The sequence below is a fragment of the Pseudomonas sp. NIBRBAC000502773 genome (assembly GCF_006517195.1).
Classification (GTDB): Bacteria; Pseudomonadota; Gammaproteobacteria; order Pseudomonadales; family Pseudomonadaceae; genus Aquipseudomonas; species Aquipseudomonas marginalis.
The window spans coordinates 1,349,104-1,370,259 of record NZ_CP041189.1 but is presented as its reverse complement, the minus strand read 5'-3'; the positions used below and the strand labels follow the sequence as shown (position 1 = coordinate 1,370,259).

Annotated in this window: 16 protein-coding genes; 10 read left to right on the top strand and 6 right to left on the bottom strand. The window is 63.4% G+C overall.

The window, feature by feature from the left end; all coding sequences use genetic code 11:
- The first annotated feature begins 44 nt into the window (after positions 1-44).
- Both NIBR502773_RS06205 and csrA read left to right on the top strand, forming a co-directional pair.
- Positions 45-860 carry an SDR family oxidoreductase gene (locus tag NIBR502773_RS06205; protein WP_141155661.1) on the top strand — a complete coding sequence of 272 codons (816 nt, stop codon included), beginning with the start codon at positions 45-47 and terminating at the stop codon, positions 858-860.
- Positions 861-987: 127 nt separating this feature from the next.
- Complete coding sequence (gene csrA, locus NIBR502773_RS06200; protein WP_141155660.1) at positions 988-1,185, top strand: carbon storage regulator CsrA; 198 nt, start codon at positions 988-990, stop codon at positions 1,183-1,185.
- A 1-nt stretch (position 1,186) separates the two neighbouring features.
- Here csrA and NIBR502773_RS06195 read toward each other — a convergent pair whose 3' ends face one another.
- From NIBR502773_RS06195 to NIBR502773_RS06180, 4 genes are all read right to left on the bottom strand, one after another.
- Positions 1,187-1,414, bottom strand: a complete 228-nt coding sequence (locus tag NIBR502773_RS06195) for a YheU family protein (protein WP_003236706.1) — start codon at positions 1,412-1,414, stop codon at positions 1,187-1,189.
- A gap of 59 nt (positions 1,415-1,473) precedes the next feature.
- The gene (locus tag NIBR502773_RS06190) at positions 1,474-2,658 is read right to left on the bottom strand and encodes an osmoprotectant NAGGN system M42 family peptidase (protein WP_027603950.1); all 1,185 of its coding nucleotides are present in this window, start codon (positions 2,656-2,658) and stop codon (positions 1,474-1,476) included.
- Positions 2,659-2,748: 90 nt separating this feature from the next.
- Entirely contained in the window at positions 2,749-4,497 is a 1,749-nt protein-coding gene (gene ngg, locus NIBR502773_RS06185) for an N-acetylglutaminylglutamine synthetase (RefSeq protein ID WP_141155659.1), read from the bottom strand.
- A 3-nt stretch (positions 4,498-4,500) separates the two neighbouring features.
- Entirely contained in the window at positions 4,501-6,273 is a 1,773-nt protein-coding gene (locus NIBR502773_RS06180) for an N-acetylglutaminylglutamine amidotransferase (protein ID WP_141155658.1), read from the bottom strand.
- 310 nt (positions 6,274-6,583) lie between these two features.
- Between NIBR502773_RS06180 and NIBR502773_RS31235 the strand changes: the two genes are divergently transcribed.
- Both NIBR502773_RS31235 and NIBR502773_RS31130 read left to right on the top strand, forming a co-directional pair.
- Entirely contained in the window at positions 6,584-7,816 is a 1,233-nt protein-coding gene (locus tag NIBR502773_RS31235; RefSeq protein ID WP_257228205.1) for a dermonecrotic toxin domain-containing protein, read from the top strand.
- Between the two features lie 47 nt (positions 7,817-7,863).
- The gene (locus NIBR502773_RS31130) at positions 7,864-11,403 is read left to right on the top strand and encodes an NEL-type E3 ubiquitin ligase domain-containing protein (RefSeq protein WP_373682385.1); all 3,540 of its coding nucleotides are present in this window, start codon (positions 7,864-7,866) and stop codon (positions 11,401-11,403) included.
- Between the two features lie 8 nt (positions 11,404-11,411).
- Here the strand turns inward: NIBR502773_RS31130 and mnmC are convergent, their stop codons facing one another.
- Positions 11,412-13,406, bottom strand: coding sequence for a bifunctional tRNA (5-methylaminomethyl-2-thiouridine)(34)-methyltransferase MnmD/FAD-dependent 5-carboxymethylaminomethyl-2-thiouridine(34) oxidoreductase MnmC (mnmC, locus tag NIBR502773_RS06170; protein ID WP_141155657.1), 1,995 nt, complete (start codon positions 13,404-13,406; stop codon positions 11,412-11,414).
- A 141-nt stretch (positions 13,407-13,547) separates the two neighbouring features.
- Between mnmC and pap the strand changes: the two genes are divergently transcribed.
- The 3 genes from pap to NIBR502773_RS06155 all read left to right on the top strand — a co-directional run bounded on the left by pap (position 13,548) and on the right by NIBR502773_RS06155 (position 17,684).
- On the top strand, positions 13,548-15,062 hold the full coding sequence (gene pap, locus NIBR502773_RS06165; protein ID WP_141155656.1) for a polyphosphate:AMP phosphotransferase: 1,515 nt from the start codon (positions 13,548-13,550) through the stop codon (positions 15,060-15,062).
- 356 nt (positions 15,063-15,418) lie between these two features.
- A complete protein-coding gene (locus tag NIBR502773_RS06160; protein WP_141155655.1) occupies positions 15,419-16,603 on the top strand; it encodes a thiolase family protein in 1,185 nt (394 codons plus the stop codon).
- 124 nt (positions 16,604-16,727) lie between these two features.
- On the top strand, positions 16,728-17,684 hold the full coding sequence (locus tag NIBR502773_RS06155; RefSeq protein ID WP_141155654.1) for a DMT family transporter: 957 nt from the start codon (positions 16,728-16,730) through the stop codon (positions 17,682-17,684).
- Here the strand turns inward: NIBR502773_RS06155 and NIBR502773_RS06150 are convergent.
- Positions 17,681-19,063 (bottom strand): class II fumarate hydratase, encoded by a 1,383-nt coding sequence (locus NIBR502773_RS06150; protein WP_027603957.1) that lies wholly within the window; start codon positions 19,061-19,063, stop codon positions 17,681-17,683. The two genes, NIBR502773_RS06155 and NIBR502773_RS06150, sit on opposite strands and share 4 nt — an antisense overlap.
- A gap of 192 nt (positions 19,064-19,255) precedes the next feature.
- Here NIBR502773_RS06150 and NIBR502773_RS06145 point away from each other — a divergent pair, with 192 nt between their 5' ends.
- From NIBR502773_RS06145 to NIBR502773_RS06135, 3 genes are all read left to right on the top strand, one after another.
- Entirely contained in the window at positions 19,256-19,774 is a 519-nt protein-coding gene (locus NIBR502773_RS06145; protein WP_003236690.1) for a DUF2059 domain-containing protein, read from the top strand.
- 6 nt (positions 19,775-19,780) lie between these two features.
- Positions 19,781-20,077, top strand: coding sequence for a BolA family transcriptional regulator (locus NIBR502773_RS06140; protein ID WP_065923917.1), 297 nt, complete (start codon positions 19,781-19,783; stop codon positions 20,075-20,077).
- A 118-nt stretch (positions 20,078-20,195) separates the two neighbouring features.
- The gene (locus tag NIBR502773_RS06135) at positions 20,196-21,137 is read left to right on the top strand and encodes a rhodanese-related sulfurtransferase (RefSeq protein ID WP_065923916.1); all 942 of its coding nucleotides are present in this window, start codon (positions 20,196-20,198) and stop codon (positions 21,135-21,137) included.
- Positions 21,138-21,156 lie beyond the last annotated feature (19 nt).

Genomic DNA, 21,156 nt, shown 5'->3' with positions numbered 1-21,156 from the left:
TACACTGCCGATCACTTCTTCTGTGAACCACAAGGCTACTTCCTATGCAAAATCGCATGATGATCACTGGCGCCGGGTCCGGCCTGGGTCGTGAAATCGCTCTGCGCTGGGCCCGTGAGGGTTGGCAGTTGGCCTTGTCGGACGTCAGCGAGCCAGGCTTGCAGGACACCCTGAAGCGCGTGCGTGAAGCCGGTGGCGATGGCTTTATCCAGCGCTGCGACGTGCGCGACTACAGCCAGCTCACGGCGTTTGCCCAGGCCTGCGAAGTGAAGCTGGGCGGCATCGATGTGATCGTCAACAACGCCGGTGTAGCCTCGGGCGGCTTCTTTGCCGAACTGTCCCTGGAGGACTGGGACTGGCAGATCGCAATCAACCTGATGGGCGTGGTCAAGGGCTGCAAGGCGTTCCTGCCGCTGCTGGAAAAGAGCAAGGGCCGCATCATCAACATCGCCTCGATGGCGGCCCTGATGCAGGGGCCGGCCATGAGCAACTACAACGTGGCCAAGGCCGGTGTGGTGGCGCTGTCGGAGAGTTTGCTGGTGGAGCTCAAGCAGCAGGAAGTCGGCGTACACGTGGTGTGCCCGTCGTTCTTCCAGACCAACCTGTTGGATTCGTTTCGTGGGCCCACACCGGCGATGAAGGCGCAGGTCGGCAAGTTGTTGGAGAGTTCGCCGATCTCGGCGGCGGACATTGCCGACTACATCTTCCAGCGTGTGGCGCAGGGCGAATTCATGATCCTGCCCCATGAGCAGGGGCGGATGGCCTGGGCCTTGAAGCAGAAGAACCCGCAGTTGCTCTATGACGAAATGACCACCATGGCCGACAAGATGCGCGCCAAGGCACAGGCTGTTAAGGGCTGATCAGGCAGTAGTCTGTCAGGCAATTTACCTGCATATGTAGGTGTTGCCTGATTTTGCCGCGAGGCATTGCTGCGCCCACACCCAGCGCGCATGGTCGGGGTCCTGTCATTCAATAAGGACAACCGCCATGCTGGTCTTAAGCCGCGCCGTAGGCGAAATCATCGCCATCGGTGATGACATCACCGTGCGCATTCTCGAGCTGAACGGTAATCAGGTGAAATTTGGTGTTGTTGCGCCCGTCGGGGTGCATGTCCATCGCGCCGAGGTCTACCAAAAGATCCTCAAGCGTCAAATCTCCCCATCCCAGCCCACCACCAACCCCTGAGTCAGTCGAACAGATGCTTGGGCACATCGTGCTTGAGCATCAACTGGCATTGCTCGCTGTCCGGGTCGAACACAATCAGCGCCTGGCCCTTGGTCAGCGCCTGGCGCACCCGCAGCACGCGGGTTTCCAGGGGCGTGTCGTCACCATTGTCGGTGCCGTCGCGGGTCACGAAGTCTTCGATAAGGCGGGTCAGGGTGTCGACTTCAAGTGCGTCGTAGGGAATCAGCATACAAGCCTCAGATGATGGATCCCGGCGATCCTACTGCGCCGGGACCGCAGTTGCCAGCGTCAGGACTTCTGGCCGACCAGGCTGTCCACCGATGGCACACGCGTGTCGCTCTCCATCTGCGTTTCGTGCTCGATCTGATGGCTGAACCGATCCAGTGAGCCCTGGGCCGGTTGTGCGTCACTGGCGAACACCGGCGGGCTGAGGATATACGCGCCCAACAGCCGGCTCAGCGCCGCCAGGCTGTCGATATGGGTGCGCTCATAACCATGTGTCGCATCGCAACCGAACGCCAGCAGCGCGGTGCGGATGTCGTGGCCGGCCGTCACCGCCGAGTGGGCATCGCTGAAGTAATAGCGGAACAGGTCGCGGCGCACGGGCAAGTCGTTATCCGAGGCCAGGCGCAGCAAGTGGCGGGAGAGGTGATAGTCATACGGCCCGCCGGAATCCTGCATGGCCACACTGACCGCGTGCTCGCTGGAGTGCTGGCCGGGGGCGACCGGGGCGATATCGATACCGACAAATTCACTCACATCCCAGGGCAGGGCCGCCGCGGCGCCGCTGCCGGTTTCCTCGGTGATGGTGAACAGCGGGTGGCAGTCGATCAGCAACGGTTCGCCGCTGTCGACGATGGCCTTGAGTGCAGCCAACAGCGCGGCGACGCCGGCTTTGTCGTCCAGGTGGCGGGCACTGATATGCCCGCTCTCGGTGAACTCGGGCAATGGGTCGAACGCCACGTAGTCGCCGATGCCGATCCCCAGGGAATCGCAATCGGCGCGGGTGGCGCAGTAGGCATCCAGGCGCAATTCCACATGGTCCCAGCTCACTGGCATTTCATCCACGGCGGTGTTGAACGCGTGCCCGGAGGCCATCAACGGCAACACGCTGCCACGGATCACTCCGTTGTCGGTAAACAGGCTGACGCGGCTGCCTTCGGCAAAGCGGCTCGACCAGCAGCCGACGGGCGCGAGGGTCAGGCGGCCGTTGTCCTTGATCGCGCGCACGGCGGCGCCGATGGTGTCCAGGTGCGCCGACACCGCACGGTCGGGGCTGTTTTTCTGGCCCTTGAGGGTGGCGCGAATGGTCCCGCGGCGGGTCATTTCAAACGGGATGCCCAGTTCTTCCAGGCGTTCGGCGACGTAGCGCACGATGGTGTCGGTAAACCCGGTAGGGCTGGGAATGGCGAGCATTTCCAGCAGGACTTTTTGCAGGTAGTTGAGATCCGGTTCGGGGATGGTTCGGCTCATGAAGACTCCTGATGAAATAAGTGAAATTCTTTGGCCAGTAGGGCTGTTGTGGCCAAGGGGCTTGTTGTGGCAAGCCCGCTCACCACAGGGTTATTGAGCTGTCGGCTGGCTATGGGGGAATAGCAGGTCCACAAACTTCTCCGCCGTCGGCTGCGGTTCATGGTTGGCCAGGCCGGCCCGTTCGTTGGCTTCGATAAAGGCGTACTCGGGTTGATCGGCCGCGGCCACCATCAGGTCCAGGCCCACCATGGGGATATCCAGGGCGCGGGCGGCGCGCACGGCGGCGTCCACCAGGGTGGGATGGAGGATCGCGGTGACGTCCTCCAGGCAGCCGCCGGTGTGCAGGTTGGCGGTGCGGCGCACGGCCAGGGTCTGGCCACGGGGCAGGATGCTGCTGTAGTCGTAGCCGGCGGCGTGCAGGGTGCGTTCGGTTTCTGCATCCACGGGGATTTTGCTTTCGCCGTCGGTGGCCGCCTGCCGCCGTCGGCTCTGGGCTTCGATCAGCGCGCCAATGGAATGCTGGCCGTCACCGGTCACTTCGGCGGGGCGGCGAATCGCAGCGGCGACCACCTCGAAGCCGATCACCAAAATGCGCAGGTCCAGGCCTTGGTGGAAGCTCTCCAGCAACACGCGGCTGTCGAACTGGCGCGCGGCTTCGATTGCCTGCTGCACCTCTTCAATGCTCTGCAGGTCCACCGCCACGCCCTGGCCTTGCTCGCCATCTAGCGGCTTGACCACGACGCGCTGGTGTTCGTCGAGGAACTCCAGATTGTCATCGGCGCTGCCTGCCAGTTGTTGCGCAGGCAGTTTCAAGCCCGCCGCTTTCAACACCTTGTGGGTGAGACTCTTGTCCTGGCACAGGGTCATGCTGATCGCGCTGGTCAGGTCGCTCAGCGACTCGCGGCAGCGCACGCGGCGGCCACCATGGCTGAGGGTGAACAAACCGGCATCGGCGTCATCCACCTGCACATCGATGCCGCGTCGATGGGCCTCTTCGACAATGATCCGCGCATACGGGTTGAACCCCGCCTGGGGGCCGGGACCGAGGAACAGCGGTTGGTTGATACCGTTCTTGCGCTTGATCGCAAAGGTGGTCAGCGCACGGAAGCCGAGCTTGGCGTAGAGGTTCTTGGCCTGGCGGTTATCGTGCAGCACCGACAGGTCCAGATAGCTCAGGCCACGGCTCATAAAGTGCTCCACCAGGTGGCGCACCAACACTTCGCCCACGCCGGGGCGTGTGCACAGCGGGTCGACCGCCAGGCACCACAGGCTGCAGCCGTTTTCCGGGTCGTGGAAAGCTTTCTGGTGATTGAGGCCCATCACGCTGCCGATCACCGCGCCACTGTCTTCGTCCTCGGCCAGCCGATACACCGGGCCGCCTTCGTGGCGCGGTGTCAGGCGTTCGGCGTCGACCGGCAACATGCCGCGGCCTTGATACAACTGGTTGACCGCCAGCCAATCGGCCTCGCTCTGCACCCGGCGAATGCGGAAACCGCGAAACACGCGGGTGGACGGGCGATAGTCGCTGAACCACAGGCGCAGGGTGTCGGATGGGTCGAGGAACAACTGCTGCGGATCAATCCCGAGGATCTGCTGGGGCGCGGCCACATACAGCGCGATATCGCGCTCGCCAGGCTGTTCGTTGAGCAGTTCCTGGGCCAGGCTCGCCGGGTCCGGGAAGGTATGGCCGATCAACAACCGGCCCCAGCCGCAATGCACGGCGATCGGCTCGGCGGCCAGCGGGCTGCCATCTTCGGCCAGACGCGCTTGCAGGCGCTCGTAGGTCGGCGCCTGGCCCTTCAACAAGCGTTGGCTGTAAGCCGCTGCATGGGGTTTCATCAATCAGATTCCTTGTTCGCTGAGCCACAGGTTCAGCGCGGCCAGTTGCCACAGCTTCGAGCCGCGCAACGGGGTCAATTGACCCTGCGGGTCAGTGAGCAGGCGGTCGAGCATGGCCGGGTTGAACAGGCCGCGATCCTGGCTTGGGTCCAGCAGCAGTTCGCGCACCCAATTCAGGGTGTCGCCCTGCAAATGCTTGAGGCCCGGCACCGGGAAGTAGCCTTTCTTGCGGTCGATGACTTCGCTCGGAATCACCCGGCGCGCGGCTTCCTTCAGCACTTGCTTGCCACCGTTGGGCAATTTGAATTTGCCCGGTACACGGGCCGACAGTTCCACCAGGCGGTAGTCGAGGAACGGCGTGCGCGCTTCCAGGCCCCAGGCCATGGTCATGTTGTCGACACGTTTGACTGGGTCATCCACCAGCATCACCGTGCTGTCCAGGCGCAGGGCCTTGTCCACGGCGGCGTCCGCGCCGGGAATCGCAAAATGCTCGCGTACGAAGTCGCCGGCGGCGTCGTTGGCGGTCAGCCATTTCGGCGCGACGGTGGCGGCGTAGTCATCGTAGCTGCGGTCGAAGAACGCCTCGCGGTAGGCGGCATACGGGTCGCTGGCGCCATCCACCTGCGGGTACCAGTGGTAACCGGCGAACAACTCATCGGCGCCCTGGCCGCTCTGCACCACCTTGCAATGCTTGGCCACTTCCCGCGACAGCAGGTAGAAGGCGATGCAGTCATGGCTGACCATCGGCTCGCTCATGGCGCGGAACGCCGCCGGCAGTTGTTCGATGATCTCGCTTTCGGCAATGCGCAGCTGGTGGTGACGGGTGCCGTAGTGCTTGGCGATCAGGTCCGAATACTGGAACTCGTCGCCACGCTCGCCACCGGCGTCTTCAAAGCCGATGGAGAAGGTCGACAGGTCCTGTACGCCGACTTCACGCAGCAGGCCGACGAGCATGCTCGAGTCGACGCCGCCGGAGAGCAGTACGCCGACATCCACCGCGGCCCGTTGACGAATGGCCACCGCTTCGCGGGTGCTGTCCAACACGCGATCGGTCCAGTCTTCCAGGCTCAGATTTTTTTCATCTTCATGGGGGCCGTAGGGCAGGGTCCACCAGGTTTTCTGCTCGGTGTTGCCTTCGGCATCGATGCGCATCCAGGAGGCCGGCGGCAGTTTTTCAATGCCCGCCAGCAGCGTGCGCGGAGCAGGCACGACGGCATGGAAATTCAAGTAGTGATTGAGCGCCACCGGATCGAGGATCGGGTTGATATCACCGCCCTTGAGCAGCGCCGGCAAGGCCGAGGCAAAGCGCAGGCGCTGACCGGTGCGCGACAGGTACAACGGCTTCACGCCGAGGCGGTCACGGGCGATGAACAGGCGCTGGGCATCGCGCTCCCAGACGGCAAAGGCAAACATGCCGTTGAGCTTGGGCAGCAGTGCTTCGCCCCAGGCGTGGTAGCCCTTGAGCAGCACTTCGGTGTCGCCGCCGGAATAGAACGCGTAACCCAGGGCTTCAAGCTCCTGGCGCAATTCCGGAAAGTTATAGATCGCGCCGTTGAACGCCAGGGACAGGCCCAGCTGGGCGTCGACCATCGGTTGGGCGGAGCCGTCCGACAGGTCCATGATTTTCAGGCGTCGATGGCCCAGGGCAATCGGCCCTTGGGCATGGAAACCCCACGCGTCAGGGCCGCGTGGGGCCAAATGATGGGTGATTCGCTCCACCGCTGCGAGGTCCGCAGGTTGGTGATCGAAACGTAACTCGCCAGCTAATCCGCACATAGGTTCCTTACCGGTTTTTCCGTTGGGGAGGGATAGAAAGACCCGCACCAAAATGGCGGGTACCTAGGGACTGACCCGAGGCTATACGCGGAGTTTTAGATCAATAAGTTATATGGCAAACCGCCGCCCCCCATTCGGAACATCCCAGCAGGCTGTGCGGCGTGGGTGAAAGGGGCGGTACTTAAGTCGAGGTGAGATGCAAAAAATCGACGGTTACGAGGGCTGATCCTGCAGCTATTTGAACCCTTTTGCGCGGTCGCAGCCCTTATCGTCTGGCGTCATTGTTCAACGCGATAAAGGAACATTGCGAATGACGCAAACCACTGATTTGACCCAGGCGCTCGCGCCTGTGGCCGGGGACCAATTGATGGCGGCGCTGCTGAATATCACCGGTGACCTGGATAAAGCGCAGGTCTTGCACGACACGCTGCCGGCCTGGTTGGTCAAGGCCGACTCTCACGTACTGCAGGCCATCGAGCAGGCGTACGCCGACAGCGAGCGCCCCCGTGAAACCCTGCATCGGGTGCTGAACCGTCTGCAACCGCTGGATAAATTCTGTGCCGAACGGCTCAGGGCATTCCTGGACGACAAGGGCCATGGGGGCCTGGACATCGAAAACGACACCCTGGAAATCCCCCGGCGCTCGTTCAGCGGTGTCAGCCAGGACCTGGGCGGCCAGATGATCGAGACCGTCAACCTGGAGAAGCACAGCCTGCTGCAAGCGGCCATGCAGAATTTCTCCCAGGCGGCTGCCGAGCCAGGCGGCTCGCCGACCACTGCCGTGGTGCGCATCGGCCCCACGCGCCGCATTGCGCAAACCCTCAGCGCCCAGGCCTTTATCGGCTACTGCCGCGAGCTGAACCTGGGAGAGGCCTATCAGACCCATGTGCGCGAAGTGTTCAACCTGGTAGCGCCCGACCAGGACTTCAACCCTTCGGTGACGCAGGTCGGCCAATCCCGTTGCGTGGACATGCAGATCGACCTGCATCTGGCCCATGCCAAGGGCGATATCGATGCATCGACCCGCGCGTTGCTGCTTGGGCTGGTCAAGGCGGATATGCCCGCCAGGGACATCCGGCAACTGTGGTTCAACCAGCAGCCGCTGACCTGGCAAGGCCTGAACATCGACGGCGCCTGCCTGTGGGGGTACTGGTGTTTTCCAGTGCGTCGGCCGAAGGGTTCTCCAGCGGCCCGATCGTGGTGTATATGCCCAACGAACCCGTGCGGCCGTGGTACCGCTATGAATCACTGGAGCATTTCAAGCTCTACCTCACCCTCAAGCTTCACGTCAGCACTTATCGCGATTTCTTCAAGGGTTACCTGGATGAGTCCGAGCGGTTCGGTTTTTTCGAGCGTTTTGACCAGGAGAAAATCCTCGTGCGGGTGGCGCCGCTCCCGGTCACGGGTAAGCTGTCGACGTTCTTTTTCAATGCCTGCGTCGGCAAGATCCAGCTGGATGCGCGGGTATTGGCGGTTCCCAATGCCCAGGCCGATGACGACGCGCGTCGCAAGCGTATCCAGGATTACCTGGATGTCGGCTTGACGGTGCTCAACGTCGCCGGGTTCGTGGTGCCGGTGGTGGGCCAGTTGATGACCGGCGTGGCCGTTGGGCAGTTGCTTGGCGAGGTGTTCGAGGGGGTGGATGACTGGCTGCACCATGACAAGCTCGGCGCCCTCAGGCACTTGACGAACATCGCGGAAAACCTCGCTGCCATGGCGTTGTTCGCCGCGGGTACGAAAGTGGTGGGTCGGCTGTGGCGAACTACGCCGTCGGCGGCGGGGTTCTACGACAGCCTCGAAGCCGTGCGGCTGCCCGACAAGTCGACGCGCTTATGGCGCAGTCGTACCGAGCCGTATCGCCACACCGTCTCGCTCGAAGGCACAGTGGCCAGCCCCCGTGGGGTCTACCAGCTCAATGGCCAGTCCTATGTGAATGTCGACGGGGCGCTGTATTCGATTGTCTTTGACGCCCGCACCGGGCGCTGGCGAGCCCGGCATCCGCAGCGGGATTCGGTCTATCGGCCGCCCTTGACCCACAACTATCAGGGCGGCTGGCAGTTCTCGTTCGAGCAGGCGGATGAGTGGCGCAGCCCTGACTATATCCTGGGGCGGCTGGACCCCAGTCTCAGCGCGTTCCCGGCCGGACACCTGAAGGATATCGCCGCTATCACCGGCTCGACCCTGCCGCGTTTGCAGCAACTGGCCAGGCAGAATCTGCCGCTGCCGGAGCGGCTGCGCGATTGTGCGCTGCGGTTCAAGCTGAACCAGGGGGTTCGCGACCTGATCTGGCAAATGGAGCATCAAGCCCCGCTCGATGCAGCCACCACCCGTGTACAGATGCTGGCCCTGCCGCTGATGGACGGATGGCCCCGTGGGCGTTTTTTCGAACTGCTTGACGACGAGGGCTACCTGCTTGAGCGCCATCCAGACACCGCGCCGTTCGATTACGAGGACTTGAGCATCCACCTCACCACGCAACAACTGCGGAACGGACAGATCCTGCCTACCCTGCTGGCCGCCCTCGACCCCGAGGAAACCGCGCAATTGCTCGGCGGCACCTTCCACGCCGATGAAGCGCAAGCGGCCCTGGCGCGGCGTCTCACAGCCTCGCTCAAGACCACCCATCAGGCGGTCTATGAGCGGCTGCGCATGGATGCCGATTTCATCGATCAGACCGATCACGGCCAGCTCAAGCAGCGCTTGCCGCAATTGCCGATCCGGGTGGCCTGGGAGGTCATGACCCAGGCCTCCACGGCGGAGCGCTGGCACTTGCGCCATACCGGGCGTGTGCCGCTGCGGGTCAGCCAATGGGCCCGGGAAGCCCTGGAAGCGTTGGAGGAAGACGATGCCCTGGCCGGCCTGTACTTGCCGGAGCTGGCCACCGATGCGACACGGCGCGTGGCCACCGGGTTGTTGCAACGGGTTCCGGGCTGGCCCGAGGATCTGTTCTTGCAGGTACGCCGCGAAAGCGTACAGGGCACTGTCCTGGGCCAGGTGGGCCACGCAGACGCTGATATGAGGCGCATCGTGGTGCAGTCGGCCAAGGGCTTTCGCGCCCACGATGGGCAAGGTATGGCGTTGGGCGCGCTGGCCGGCGGGTCGGAAGGTTTCTACGAGGCGTTGCTCAACAGTTTGTCTGCCGCCCAACTCGACGCGCTGCGCCTGACCGCGAGCGGCAGGGCCAGCCAGTTGCGGCATGCATTGATTGGCAAGGCGCAGGACGAACGCAATCGCATCGGCCGTTATTTGTGGCCCGAGCGCGCGATACCCGAGGAGCCGGCCCTGTCGTGTGTGCAAGGCTCGCCGCCTGCGCTGCTTCCACAGCCTGCGGGCCTGATGCGCAAGGCTCGCAAACTCTTCCCGTTATTCGATGACCGGCGCCTGTCGACCTTCCTGCAGGACTTGGGCACCGATCACCTGTCCCGGGCCAAAGCCGTGCGCACCCTTGAGCAGCACTATGAGGCACTGCAGCGGGCGTTGAGGCTGTGGGTCAAGGAGAAACCGGCGCAGCCCTACTCGGACATCGCGCTGCAAGACTACCGTCTGGCTCGACACCAGGCCGCACGGGCCATCGAGCATTGTTGGCAATATGCGTCGCTGGCGCCGGATGAATACCATCAGCAAGTGCCGAGCCTGTCCCTGGACGGCATGGCCATCGGGGCATTGCCGACCTTGCCGGCGCACGTGCAGTTCGAGCATGTCCGGCAATTGTCATTGAAACGCATGGGACTCAACGATGACGTTGCGTATTTCCTCAAGCACTTCAAGGGGCTGCGCAGCCTGGCGTTGAACGGTAACCGGCTGACGCGGCTGCCGGAAGTGCTCCAGCACATGCCGTGGCTCAGGCAGCTGTACATGGCCGATAACCAACTGCAACTGACCGAGTACACCCGCACCAAACTTGCGGACCTGAAGAGCCTGGTCGTGCTCGACCTGAGCAACAATCCCCTGGTGGACCCGCCCGTCGTCAATAAGATGTTCGAGTTGCGCAACCTGATGCTGCGCAACTGCCGGCTGACCAGTCTGCCCACCGGCTTTACCCGCGTTCCGTACCTGGAGCAACTCGACCTGCGGGACAATGACATCGCCAGTTTGCCGGCTTGGTTGTTCAATGCGCCGCGCGAGCACACCGAAGTCATCAACGTACGGCATAACCCTCTGGACGCCAGCACTCGTCAGGCCTTGAACCGTTACCGGGACACCACCGGCGTAGGCATGGGCTTCGTGGAGGATGACATTGCGCGACTCAACGAGCAGACCGCACGTGAGCTGTGGCTGGGCGATGAACACGCGACACACTTCGCCGAAAAGGCCGAGACCTGGCTGGGGCTCAAGGACGAACCCGGCTCCGACGGCCTGTTCAAATTATTGGCCGGCCTGGGTGGCGCCGCCGATACCACCCACGTGCGCGAGGACATGAACCGCCGCATCTGGCGCGTGCTGGAGGCGGCCGCTGCCGATACCCGACTGCGTGCCGAGGTCTTCGAGCGCGCGGCCACGCCGTTGAACTGTGATGACGCCGCTGCCGTGAGCTTCAGCGACCTGGAGGTGCTGGTTGAAATCCACGAGGCCGCCCAGCGGGTGGAGGGCGGCAGGGTCACGGCCAAGCCGCTGCTCAGGTTGGCGAGGGGCTTGTTTCGTCTCGACCGCCTGGAGTCCATGGCCAGCCGACACAGCGCCGAGCATCCGATGCTCGATCCGCTGGAGGTCAGCCTGGCTTATCGCACCGGGCTGGTGGAGCGCTTTCATTTGCCCGGGCAGCCCCGGCATATGCGCTTTGCCAGCCTGGCCGGGGTGACCGAGCACATGCTGGAGGTTGCCGAAGCGCAGTTGAAAGAGGCCGAGCTTTCCCCGCAACTGCTGAACTATATGGTGAAGCTGCCATTCTGGAGCAGTTACCTGAGGCGCACCCATGGCGGTTCGTTCAACACCCTGACCCAGCCTTTTGGCGAGCGCATGGAAGCGGTGTGGGCGCAAAGGGAAACCTTGGGTGACGCTGACTATCACACCCAGATGGGCGCGATCCAGCGCGCGCGGGAAAGCGCCGAACTCGTCGAACTCAAACGCCTCACCCAGGAGGCGTTGAGGCTCGATGAGCTGGGCACCTGCCAATTGCCACCGGCAGGTTGAAGCGCGGCCTACGGGGCCGTTTTTACAGCGTTGCTGCGAATCAACCCGCGCACTGCAAAGCGATTCGGGTGACAGGCCTCGGCCACGCTGCGGGGCAGGGGTAGCGGTTCGTTGTCCAGCCATGCCGCCAGCAACTCGCCGGACAGCGGCGCGGTGATCAGGCCCCGGGAACCGTGGCCGCTGTTGATGTACAGGCCGTCCAGCCACGGGCAGGCGGCCTGCGGCGTGTGGCGGGCGTCTTTGCGCAGCGCGTCGTAGGCCTGGGCGAACGCCAGGCTGTCGGCCAGCGGCCCGACAATCGGCAAGTAGTCCGGGCTGGTGCAGCGGAAGGCGGCGCGGCCTTCCAGGGTCTCTGCGGCAAGGTCGGCGGCCTGCAGGCGCTGGGCCAGGTCCGGGGAAATATCCTGCAGCAGCTCAAGGTTACCGGCGTGCTCGGCGGCGGTAGGGGTGAGGTCATCGTTGTTGAAATCAAAGCTGGCCCCCAGGGTGTGTTCGCCCAGGCGAGCCGGCGCCACATAGCCCTCGGCACACACCACGGTGGCCAGGGCCTGGCTGGCGGCGGTCTGGGGCAGGCGGGTGATCTGCCCGCGAATCCGCTTGAGGGGCAACTCGGCGCTGGCGACAAACCGTTTGACCTCAGCCGCCCCGGCCAGCACCACTACGGGCGCGCTGGCCAGCAGCCGATTACCGTCCCAGGCCTGCCAGTGGTCGTCGACTTTGCGCAGGTCCAGCACCTCATGATGGGCCAGCACCTCGATACCTGGCTGGCGCGCCTGCCATTGGCACAGCGCGGGGGGATGCACCCAGCCGCCTTCGGGGAAAAACAACCCGCCCTGTTCCAGGCCCACCCCGGCGCGAGCCTGGGCTTGAGCCTTGTCCAGCAGATGCAGCAGCTGCGGGGCGAATGCCTGGGCCAGTTGCGCCTGGCGTTCGGCCTCCTTGGCATTGAAGGCCAGTTGCAGCACACCGCAGCCGTCCCAATCCACGCCGCGTTGCAGGTGCTCCAGCAGGCGCCGGGTGTACCCGAACCCGCTGACGATCATCTGCGACAACGCCGTGCCGTGTGCCGACAGCTTGAGATAAAGCACCCCTTGCGGGTTGCCGGAGGCCTCCTGGGCGAGACCGCCATGGCGCTCCAACAGGCTGACCTGCCAGCCCCGCGCCGCCAGGCTGGCCGCACTGGCGCAGCCGGCCAGGCCGCCGCCGATCACCAGGGCGCGGCGCTCGCCAGTGGGCATGGTCGGGCGGGCGAACCAGGGTTTGGCGCTGGCCGGTGCCGGCGTGTCGGCCGGCCAGCCGAGAAACTCCCCGCGCAGGATTTCCCACTTGTGGCCGATGCCCGGCGTACGCTTCATCTTGAAGCCGGCGGCGTTGATCAGCCGGCGCACCCAGCCGGTGCTGGTGAAGGTGCTGATGGTCGAGCCCGGGGCCGCCAGGCGTGCCAGCTCGGCAAACAGTTCGGCGCTCCACATCTCGGGGTTTTTCGCCGGGGCGAAGCCGTCGAGAAACCACGCGTCGATCTGCGCATCCAGTTGCGGCAACTGTTCCAGGGCATCGCCGATCAGCAGCGTGAGGGTGACGCGGCCGTTGTCCAGCACCAGACGCTGGAAGCCTTGGTGGATGGCGACGTAGTGCGCCAGCAATTGCTCGGCGAACGGCGCCAGCTCGGGCCACAGGGCGAGGGCGCGTTGCAGGTCGGCGTGGCTCAGGGGGTACTTTTCCACGCTGACAAAATGCAGGCGCGCACCGGCCACGGCGTGTTGCTCGAACAACTGCCAGGCACAGAGGAAATTCAGGCCGGTGCCGAAGCCGGTTTCGCCAATCACCAACCGCCCGCCCACCGGCAGTGCGGCGAAGCGCTCCTGCAAGCGGTTCTGTTGCAGGAACACATAGCGGGTTTCGTCCAGGCCCGATTGGTCGGAGAAATACACGTCGTCGAACACCCGCGAGTGCGGGCGACCTTGATCATCCCAGTCGAGCTGGGCGTGGGTTACGGGGTTCATGGGCGGCTCGGTAAAGGCAAGGCGGCCATTCTAGCCGATCAACAGGCTTTGAATTGACCCACGGCAAGCCCAGGTGGAATTTCCTCCCGCGCGTTGTTGCCCAATCCGCTAGTCTTGCTCACTTCTGGAACGGAGCCGCCCATGTTCGAATCTGCCGAAATCGGTCACGCCATCGACAAAGACACCTTTGAGGCCGAAGTGCCCGCCCTGCGCGAGGCTTTGCTGGAGGTGCAGTACGAGTTGCAACAGCAAAAGCGCTTCCCGGTGATCATCCTGATCAACGGCATCGAAGGCGCCGGTAAAGGTGAGACGGTCAAACTGCTGAATGAATGGATGGACCCGCGCCTGATCGAGGTGCGCACCTTCGACCAGCAGACCGACGAAGAACTGGCCCGCCCCCCGGCCTGGCGCTACTGGCGCCAGCTGCCTGCCAAAGGCCGCATGGGCATCTTTTTTGGCAACTGGTACAGCCAGATGCTGCAGGGCCGGGTGCACGGCGAGATCAAGGATGCGCGGCTCGACCAGGCCATCGCCGGCGCCGAGCGCCTGGAGAAGATGCTCTGCGATGAAGGCGCGCTGATCTTCAAGTTCTGGTTCCACCTGTCCAAGAAGCAAATGAAGGCACGGCTCAAGGCCCTGGCCGACGACCCGTTGCACAGTTGGCGCATCAGCCCGCTGGACTGGCAGCAGTCCGAGACCTACGACAAGTTCGTGCATTTCGGCGAGCGCATCCTGCGCCGTACCAGCCGCGATTACGCGCCCTGGCATGTGATTGAAGGCGTCGACGCCAACTACCGCAGCCTCACCGTGGGCAAGATCCTGCTCGAAGGCCTGCAGAACGCCCTGAAGCTGCCCAAGGGCAAGGCCAGCGGCATGAACCCGGCACCCTTGCCCTCGGCCATCGACCAGATGAGCCTGCTCAACAGCCTCGACATGACCTTGAGCCTGGACAAGGACGATTACGAAGAACAGCTGATTACCGAGCAGGCGCGCTTCTCCGGCCTGATGCGCGACAAACGCATGCGCAAGCACGCGCTGGTGACGGTCTTCGAAGGTAACGACGCGGCGGGCAAGGGCGGGGCGATCCGGCGGGTGGCGGCCGCGCTCGACCCGCGCCAGTACCACATCGTGCCGATTGCCGCGCCCACCGAGGATGAACGGGCCCAGCCGTACCTGTGGCGGTTCTGGCAGAAGATCCCGGCGCGGGGCAAGTTCACCGTGTTCGACCGCTCGTGGTACGGCCGCGTGCTGGTGGAGCGTATCGAGGGCTTCTGTACCACGGCCGACTGGATGCGCGCCTATGGCGAGATCAATGACTTCGAAGAGCAACTGCGCGACGCCGGTGTGATCGTGGTCAAGTTCTGGCTGGCCATCGACAAGCAGACCCAACTGGAACGCTTCCAGGCCCGTGAGGAAATCCCCTTCAAGCGCTTCAAGATCACCGAAGACGACTGGCGCAACCGCGAAAAATGGGACGACTACCGCGCCGCCGTGGGCGATATGGTCGACCGCACCAGCACCGAGGTCTCGCCGTGGACGCTGGTGGAGGCCAATGACAAACGCTGGGCGCGGGTCAAGGTGTTGCGCACCCTCAACCTGGCCTTGGAGGAAGCGTTCGCCAAGTCCAACAAGCACGACAAGAAGAAAAAGAAATAACCACTGGCCTGGTGTTGTTCAGGATGCAGTCCTCTGTGGCGAGCGGGCCTGTTGTGGCAAACGGGCCTGTTGTGGTGAGCAGGGTTTGTTGTGGTGAGCGGGCTTGCCCCGCGCTGGGGCGCGAAGCGGCCCTGACCAAGGCGCCGCGTTCTTTCAGGCAGACCTCATTGGCTGGTTTTGGGGCCGCTTCGCAGCCCAGCGCGGGGCAAGCCCGCTCACCACAACAGGCCGGCCCAGCCACAGGTTTATGTCCGTCACCATGCTTTTGTATACGCCGGATGAATGATCATCGCGATGGGGCAGGCCTGGATCTATCCTCGATCCATCTCCCCACAACGACAAGATCGAGGTAGCCCATGCGTGAAGTAGTGATCGTCGACAGCGTGCGAACCGGCCTGGCCAAATCCTTTCGCGGCAAGTTCAACCAGACCCGCCCGGATGACATGGCGGCCCATTGCGTCAACGCACTGCTGACCCGCAACGGCATCGACCCGGCCAGCGTCGAGGATTGCATCGTCGGCGCCGGTTCCAACGAAGGCGCCCAGGGCTACAACATCGGGCGCAACGTGGCCGTGCTGTCGCAATTGGGCACCGGTACGGCGGGCATGACCCTCAACCGGTTCTGCTCGTCGGGCTTGCAGGCGATTGCGATTGCGGCCAACCAGATCGCTTCGGGTTGCAGCGAGATCATCGTTGCCGGGGGCGTCGAGTCCATCAGCCTGACCATGAAAAGCGTCAACACCGATAACCTGATCAACCCGCTGCTCAAGGAGCAGGTGCCGGGCATCTACTTTCCCATGGGCCAGACCGCCGAAATCGTCGCCCGCCGCTACAACGTGAGCCGCGAAGAGCAGGACCTCTACGCCCTGCAAAGCCAGCAGCGCACCGCCCAGGCCCAGGCGGAGGGCTTGTTTGATGATGAAATCGTGCCGATGGCGGTCAAGTACAAGGTCGAGGACAAGAACACTGGCGCCGTACAAATCCTCGACGGCGTGGTTGATCGCGACGACTGCAACCGTCCGGACACCACGTTGGCCAGCCTGTCCGGTTTGAAACCGGTGTTCGCCGAAGACGGCTCGGTGACGGCGGGTAACTCCTCGCAGCTCTCCGACGGTGCTTCGATGACCCTGGTGATGAGCCTGGAAAAAGCCCTGGCACTGGGGCTCAAGCCCAAGGCGTTTTTTCGCGGTTTCACCGTGGCCGGTTGCGAGCCGGATGAGATGGGTATCGGCCCGGTGTTCTCGGTGCCCAAGCTGCTCAAGGCGCGGGGCTTGCAGGTGGCGGACATCGACCTGTGGGAACTCAACGAGGCCTTTGCGTCGCAGTGCCTGTATGCGCGCAATCGCCTGGGCATCGATAACGCCAGGTACAACGTCAACGGCGGCTCGATTTCCATCGGCCACCCGTTCGGCATGACCGGCTCGCGGCAAGTGGGACACCTGGTGCGTGAGCTGCAACGACGCAATGTGCGTTATGGCATCGTCACCATGTGCGTGGGCGGCGGCATGGGCGCCACGGGACTGTTCGAAGCCGTGCGCTGATAAGTGTGGGAGGGGCAGTGCGACGATTCGACTTGCCCCTCCCACATTTGAACGGCGGCGTATCCCAATTCGCTCACTTCCCCCTAGAATGCCCGCTCCACTTCCTCTGGCTTCTGGGGCACTCATGCACATCTCTTCCGGCCGCTGGGTCTACGGTTTTCTCCTGACCCTGCTGACCGCGCTGCTCTGGGGCATTCTGCCGATCAAGCTCAAGCAAGTGTTGCAGGTGATGGACCCGATCACGGTCACCTGGTTTCGCCTGGTGGTGGCCGGCAGTTGCCTGTTCGTGTACCTCGCCGCGACCAGGCGCCTGCCCAGTCGTAAGGTACTCGGCCCCAGGGGCGGCTGGCTGGTGGCGATGGCGGTGTGCGGGCTGGTGGGTAACTACGTGTTGTACCTGGTGGGCCTGAAACTGCTCAGCCCCGGCACCGCGCAACTGGTGGTGCAGATGGGCCCGATCTTCCTGATGATCGCCAGCGTGTTTGTGTTCAAGGAACGTTTCAGCGTCGGGCAGTGCGTGGGCCTGGTGGTGTTGATCATCGGCTTCGGGCTGTTCTTCAACCAACGCCTGGAAGAGTTGCTGACGTCCCTTGGCGCCTACACCGCCGGCGTGCTGACCATCCTGCTGGCGACTTCGGTCTGGGTGTTCTATGCCCTGGGCCAGAAGCAGTTGCTGACCGTGTGGAATTCGCTGCAAGTGATGATGGTGATCTACCTGTCGTGCGCCGTGCTGCTGACGCCGTGGGCGCATCCGCTGGAAGCCCTGCAACTGAGCCCGCTGCAAGGCTGGCTGTTGCTGGCGTGCTGCATGAACACCTTGGTGGCCTATGGCGCATTTGCCGAAGCCCTGGCCCACTGGGAAGCCTCGCGGGTGAGTGCGACCCTGGCCCTGACGCCGTTGGTGACCTTTGTCGCGGTGGCGTTGGCGTCGTGGCTGTGGCCGGCCTATGTGCAGGCCGAAGAGATCAATGCCTTGGGCTATTTCGGCGCGCTGGTGGTGGTGCTGGGGTCGGCGGCGGTCGCGCTGGCGCCGTCGTTGCTCGCCGGGCTCAAGGCCCGGCGGCTACGCATGGCGTCTTAGGCGCCCAGCATGTTTTCCGGGCGTACCCACTGGTCGAACTCTGCGTCGGTGAGGTAGCCCAGGTCCAACGCCGCTTCCCGAAGGGTCAAGCCTTCGGCGTAGGCCTTCTTGGCGATCTCTGCCGACTTGTCATAGCCGATGTGCGGGTTGAGCGCCGTGACCAGCATCAGTCCGCGCTCCAGGTGCTCGGCCATTTTCCCGGCATCGGGTTCGAGGCCGGCGATGCAGTGCTCCTGGAAGTTATTGCAGCCATCGGCCAGCAGGCGGATCGATTCCAGCAGGTTGTGGATGATCACCGGCTTGTACACGTTCAACTGCAAATGCCCCTGGCTCGCCGCGATGCCGATGGTCACGTCATTGCCCAGCACCTGGCAGGCCAGCATCGACAGCGCCTCGCACTGGGTCGGGTTGACCTTGCCTGGCATGATCGAGCTGCCGGGCTCGTTGGCCGGCAGTTTCACCTCGGCAAGGCCGGCACGCGGGCCGGAGCCCAGCAGGCGCAGGTCGTTGGCGATTTTCATCAGGGCCACGGCCAGGGTTTTCAGGGCGCCGTGCAAGGTCACGATCGGTTCATGGCCAGCCAATGCGGCGAATTTGTTCGGCGCGGTGACGAAGGGCAGGCCCGACAAGGCCGCCAATTCCGAAGCAATTGCCTCGCTGAAGCCATGGGGCGCATTGAGCCCGGTGCCCACTGCCGTGCCACCCTGGGCCAGCTCGCATACCTGGGGCAGGGCGCTGCGGATCGCCCGTTCGGCGTAGTCGAGTTGGGCGATAAACGCCGAGAGTTCCTGGCCGAAGGTGATCGGCGTGGCGTCCATCATGTGGGTGCGGCCCGTCTTCACCAGCTTTGCATGCCGCGCCGACAGTTCCGCGAGGCCGCCGGACAGCGTATTGATCGCCGGCAACAATTGCTGGTGCACCGCTTGCACCGCCGCAATGCTCATGGCGGTAGGGAAGCAGTCGTTGGAGCTTTGGGAGCGGTTCACATGATCGTTGGGGTGCACCGGGCTCTTGCCGCCACGGGGCTTGCCCGACAGCTCGTTGGCGCGGCCGGCGATGACCTCGTTGGCGTTCATGTTGCTCTGGGTGCCGCTGCCGGTTTGCCAGACGACCAGGGGGAACTGGTCATCATGTTGGCCATCGAGCACTTCGTCGGCGGCCTGTTCGATCAGGCGGGCAATGTCGGCGGGCAGGTCGCCGTTGCGGTCGTTGACCCGGGCGGCGGCCTTCTTGATCAGGGCCAGTGCGTGCAGTACCGCGAGGGGCATGCGCTGTTCGCCGATGGCGAAATTCACCAGCGAACGTTGGGTCTGGGCGCCCCAGTAAGCGTCATCCGGGACTTCCACGTCTCCCAGGCTGTCGGTTTCGATACGGCTCATCGGGCACTCTCCTTCAGGTTCGTTTGCGCAGTTTAGGCCCTGATCGGCCTGGGGGGTTCCCTAAAAGACTTTTCATCGGATTCATTCACCGCAATCCGCGCCCGGTAAGGCCCGGGGTTGAGCCGCAGCGTTTTTTAGGCGCAGAATGGGCGCCCTTGGGGTCTTACCTCGCCTGCTAGAAAAGGAAACTCGATGACTCGTCTTCGTGCCATCTGTACCGCGGTTGCTCTGGTTTGCGCCAGCGGCCAGGTTTTTGCCGATACCGCCAGCCACAACGCCAGTGCCGAAGCCTTCCTTACCCTGGCCCATGCCGACAAGCTGGGTACCCCGGTGTACATGCAAGTGCAGCAAATGTTCGCCCAGCGTTTCGAACAGACCAAGGCGCCTGCCGCCAAGCAGTCCGTACTGGACAGCTACCAGGCCAAGGCCAACGCCGCCCTGGACCAGGCCATCGGCTGGCCGAAGCTGAAACCGGACATGGTCAAGCTCTACACCACCAACTTCAGTGAATCCGAGCTCAAGGACCTGGTTGCTTTCTACCAGTCGCCACTGGGCAAGAAAGTCCTGGAAAAAATGCCGCAGCTGACCCAGCAATCGGCCCAGATGACCCAGGCCAAGCTGGAAAGCGCCGTGCCGGTGGTGAACAAGCTGTTGGAAGACATGACCAACGAGCTGACGCCAAAAGCCGCTGCACCGGCCAAGAAGAAGTAAGCAGGAATGACCATGCAACAGCGTATCGAAACGGCGCTCGCCGCCCTGGCCCCGGAGCACTTGAGCGTGCTGGATGAAAGCCATATGCACAGCCGTGGGTTGCAGACCCACTTCAAGGCCGTGCTGGTCAGCCAGCAGTTCGAGGGGCTTAACCGCGTCAAGCGCCACCAGAAGGTCTACGCCACCCTGGGGGATCTGATGAGCGAATTTCATGCGCTGGCGCTGCATACCTACACGCCCGAAGAATGGGCGAAAATCGACGCAGCCCCGGCCTCGCCGACCTGCGCCGGCGGGCATAGCTGATACGCGGGTGTCTCTGACACCCTGCATTTGCTAGAATCCGCAGCGCGCCGCTCAGCCGGCGCGTTTTTTTTGCATCCGGTTCACCCCTTACGAGGGTAGCCACCTGGAGAGAACACCCATGACTCAACCGATTGTCGTGGCGGCACTGTATAAGTTCGTCACCCTCGAAGATTACGTCGCCCTGCGCGAGCCACTGCTGCAGGCGATGGTCGACAACGGCATCAAAGGCACCTTGCTGATCGCCGAAGAAGGCATCAACGGCACCGTTTCCGGCAGCCGCGAAGGCATTGATGGCCTGATGGCCTGGCTGAAGAACGACCCGCGCATGGACGACATCGACCATAAAGAGTCGTACTGCGATGAGCAGCCGTTCTACCGCACCAAGGTCAAGCTCAAGAAAGAGATCGTGACCCTGGGCGTCGAAGGCGTCGACCCGAACAAGAAAGTCGGCACCTATGTCGACCCGCAGGACTGGAATGCGCTGATCAGCGACCCCGAAGTGCTGTTGATCGACACCCGCAACGACTACGAAGTGTCGATCGGCACCTTCGAAGGCGCAATCGACCCGAAAACCACCAGTTTTCGCGAATTTCCCGACTATATCAAAGCCAACTTCGACCCGGCCAAGCACAAGAAGGTCGCCATGTTCTGCACCGGCGGCATTCGTTGCGAGAAGGCGTCGAGCTACATGCTCAGCGAAGGTTTCGATGAGGTCTACCACCTCAAGGGCGGCATTCTGAAGTACCTCGAAGAGGTGCCGCAGGCAGAAACCAAATGGCAGGGCGACTGCTTTGTGTTCGACAATCGTGTCACTGTGCGCCACGACCTGAGCGAAGGCGACTACGATCAATGTCATGCCTGCCGCACACCGGTGAGCGCCTCCGACCGCGCATCCGAACACTATGTGGCTGGCATCAGCTGCCCCCATTGCTGGGATAAGCTGCCGGAGAAAACCCGTCGCAGCGCGATCGACCGGCAAAAGCAGATTGAGCTGGCCAAGGCCCGCAATATGCCGCACCCGATTGGCTTCAACTACAAGCAAACCCCTTCCGAGGCCTGACCCATGCCCGCGCGCCTGC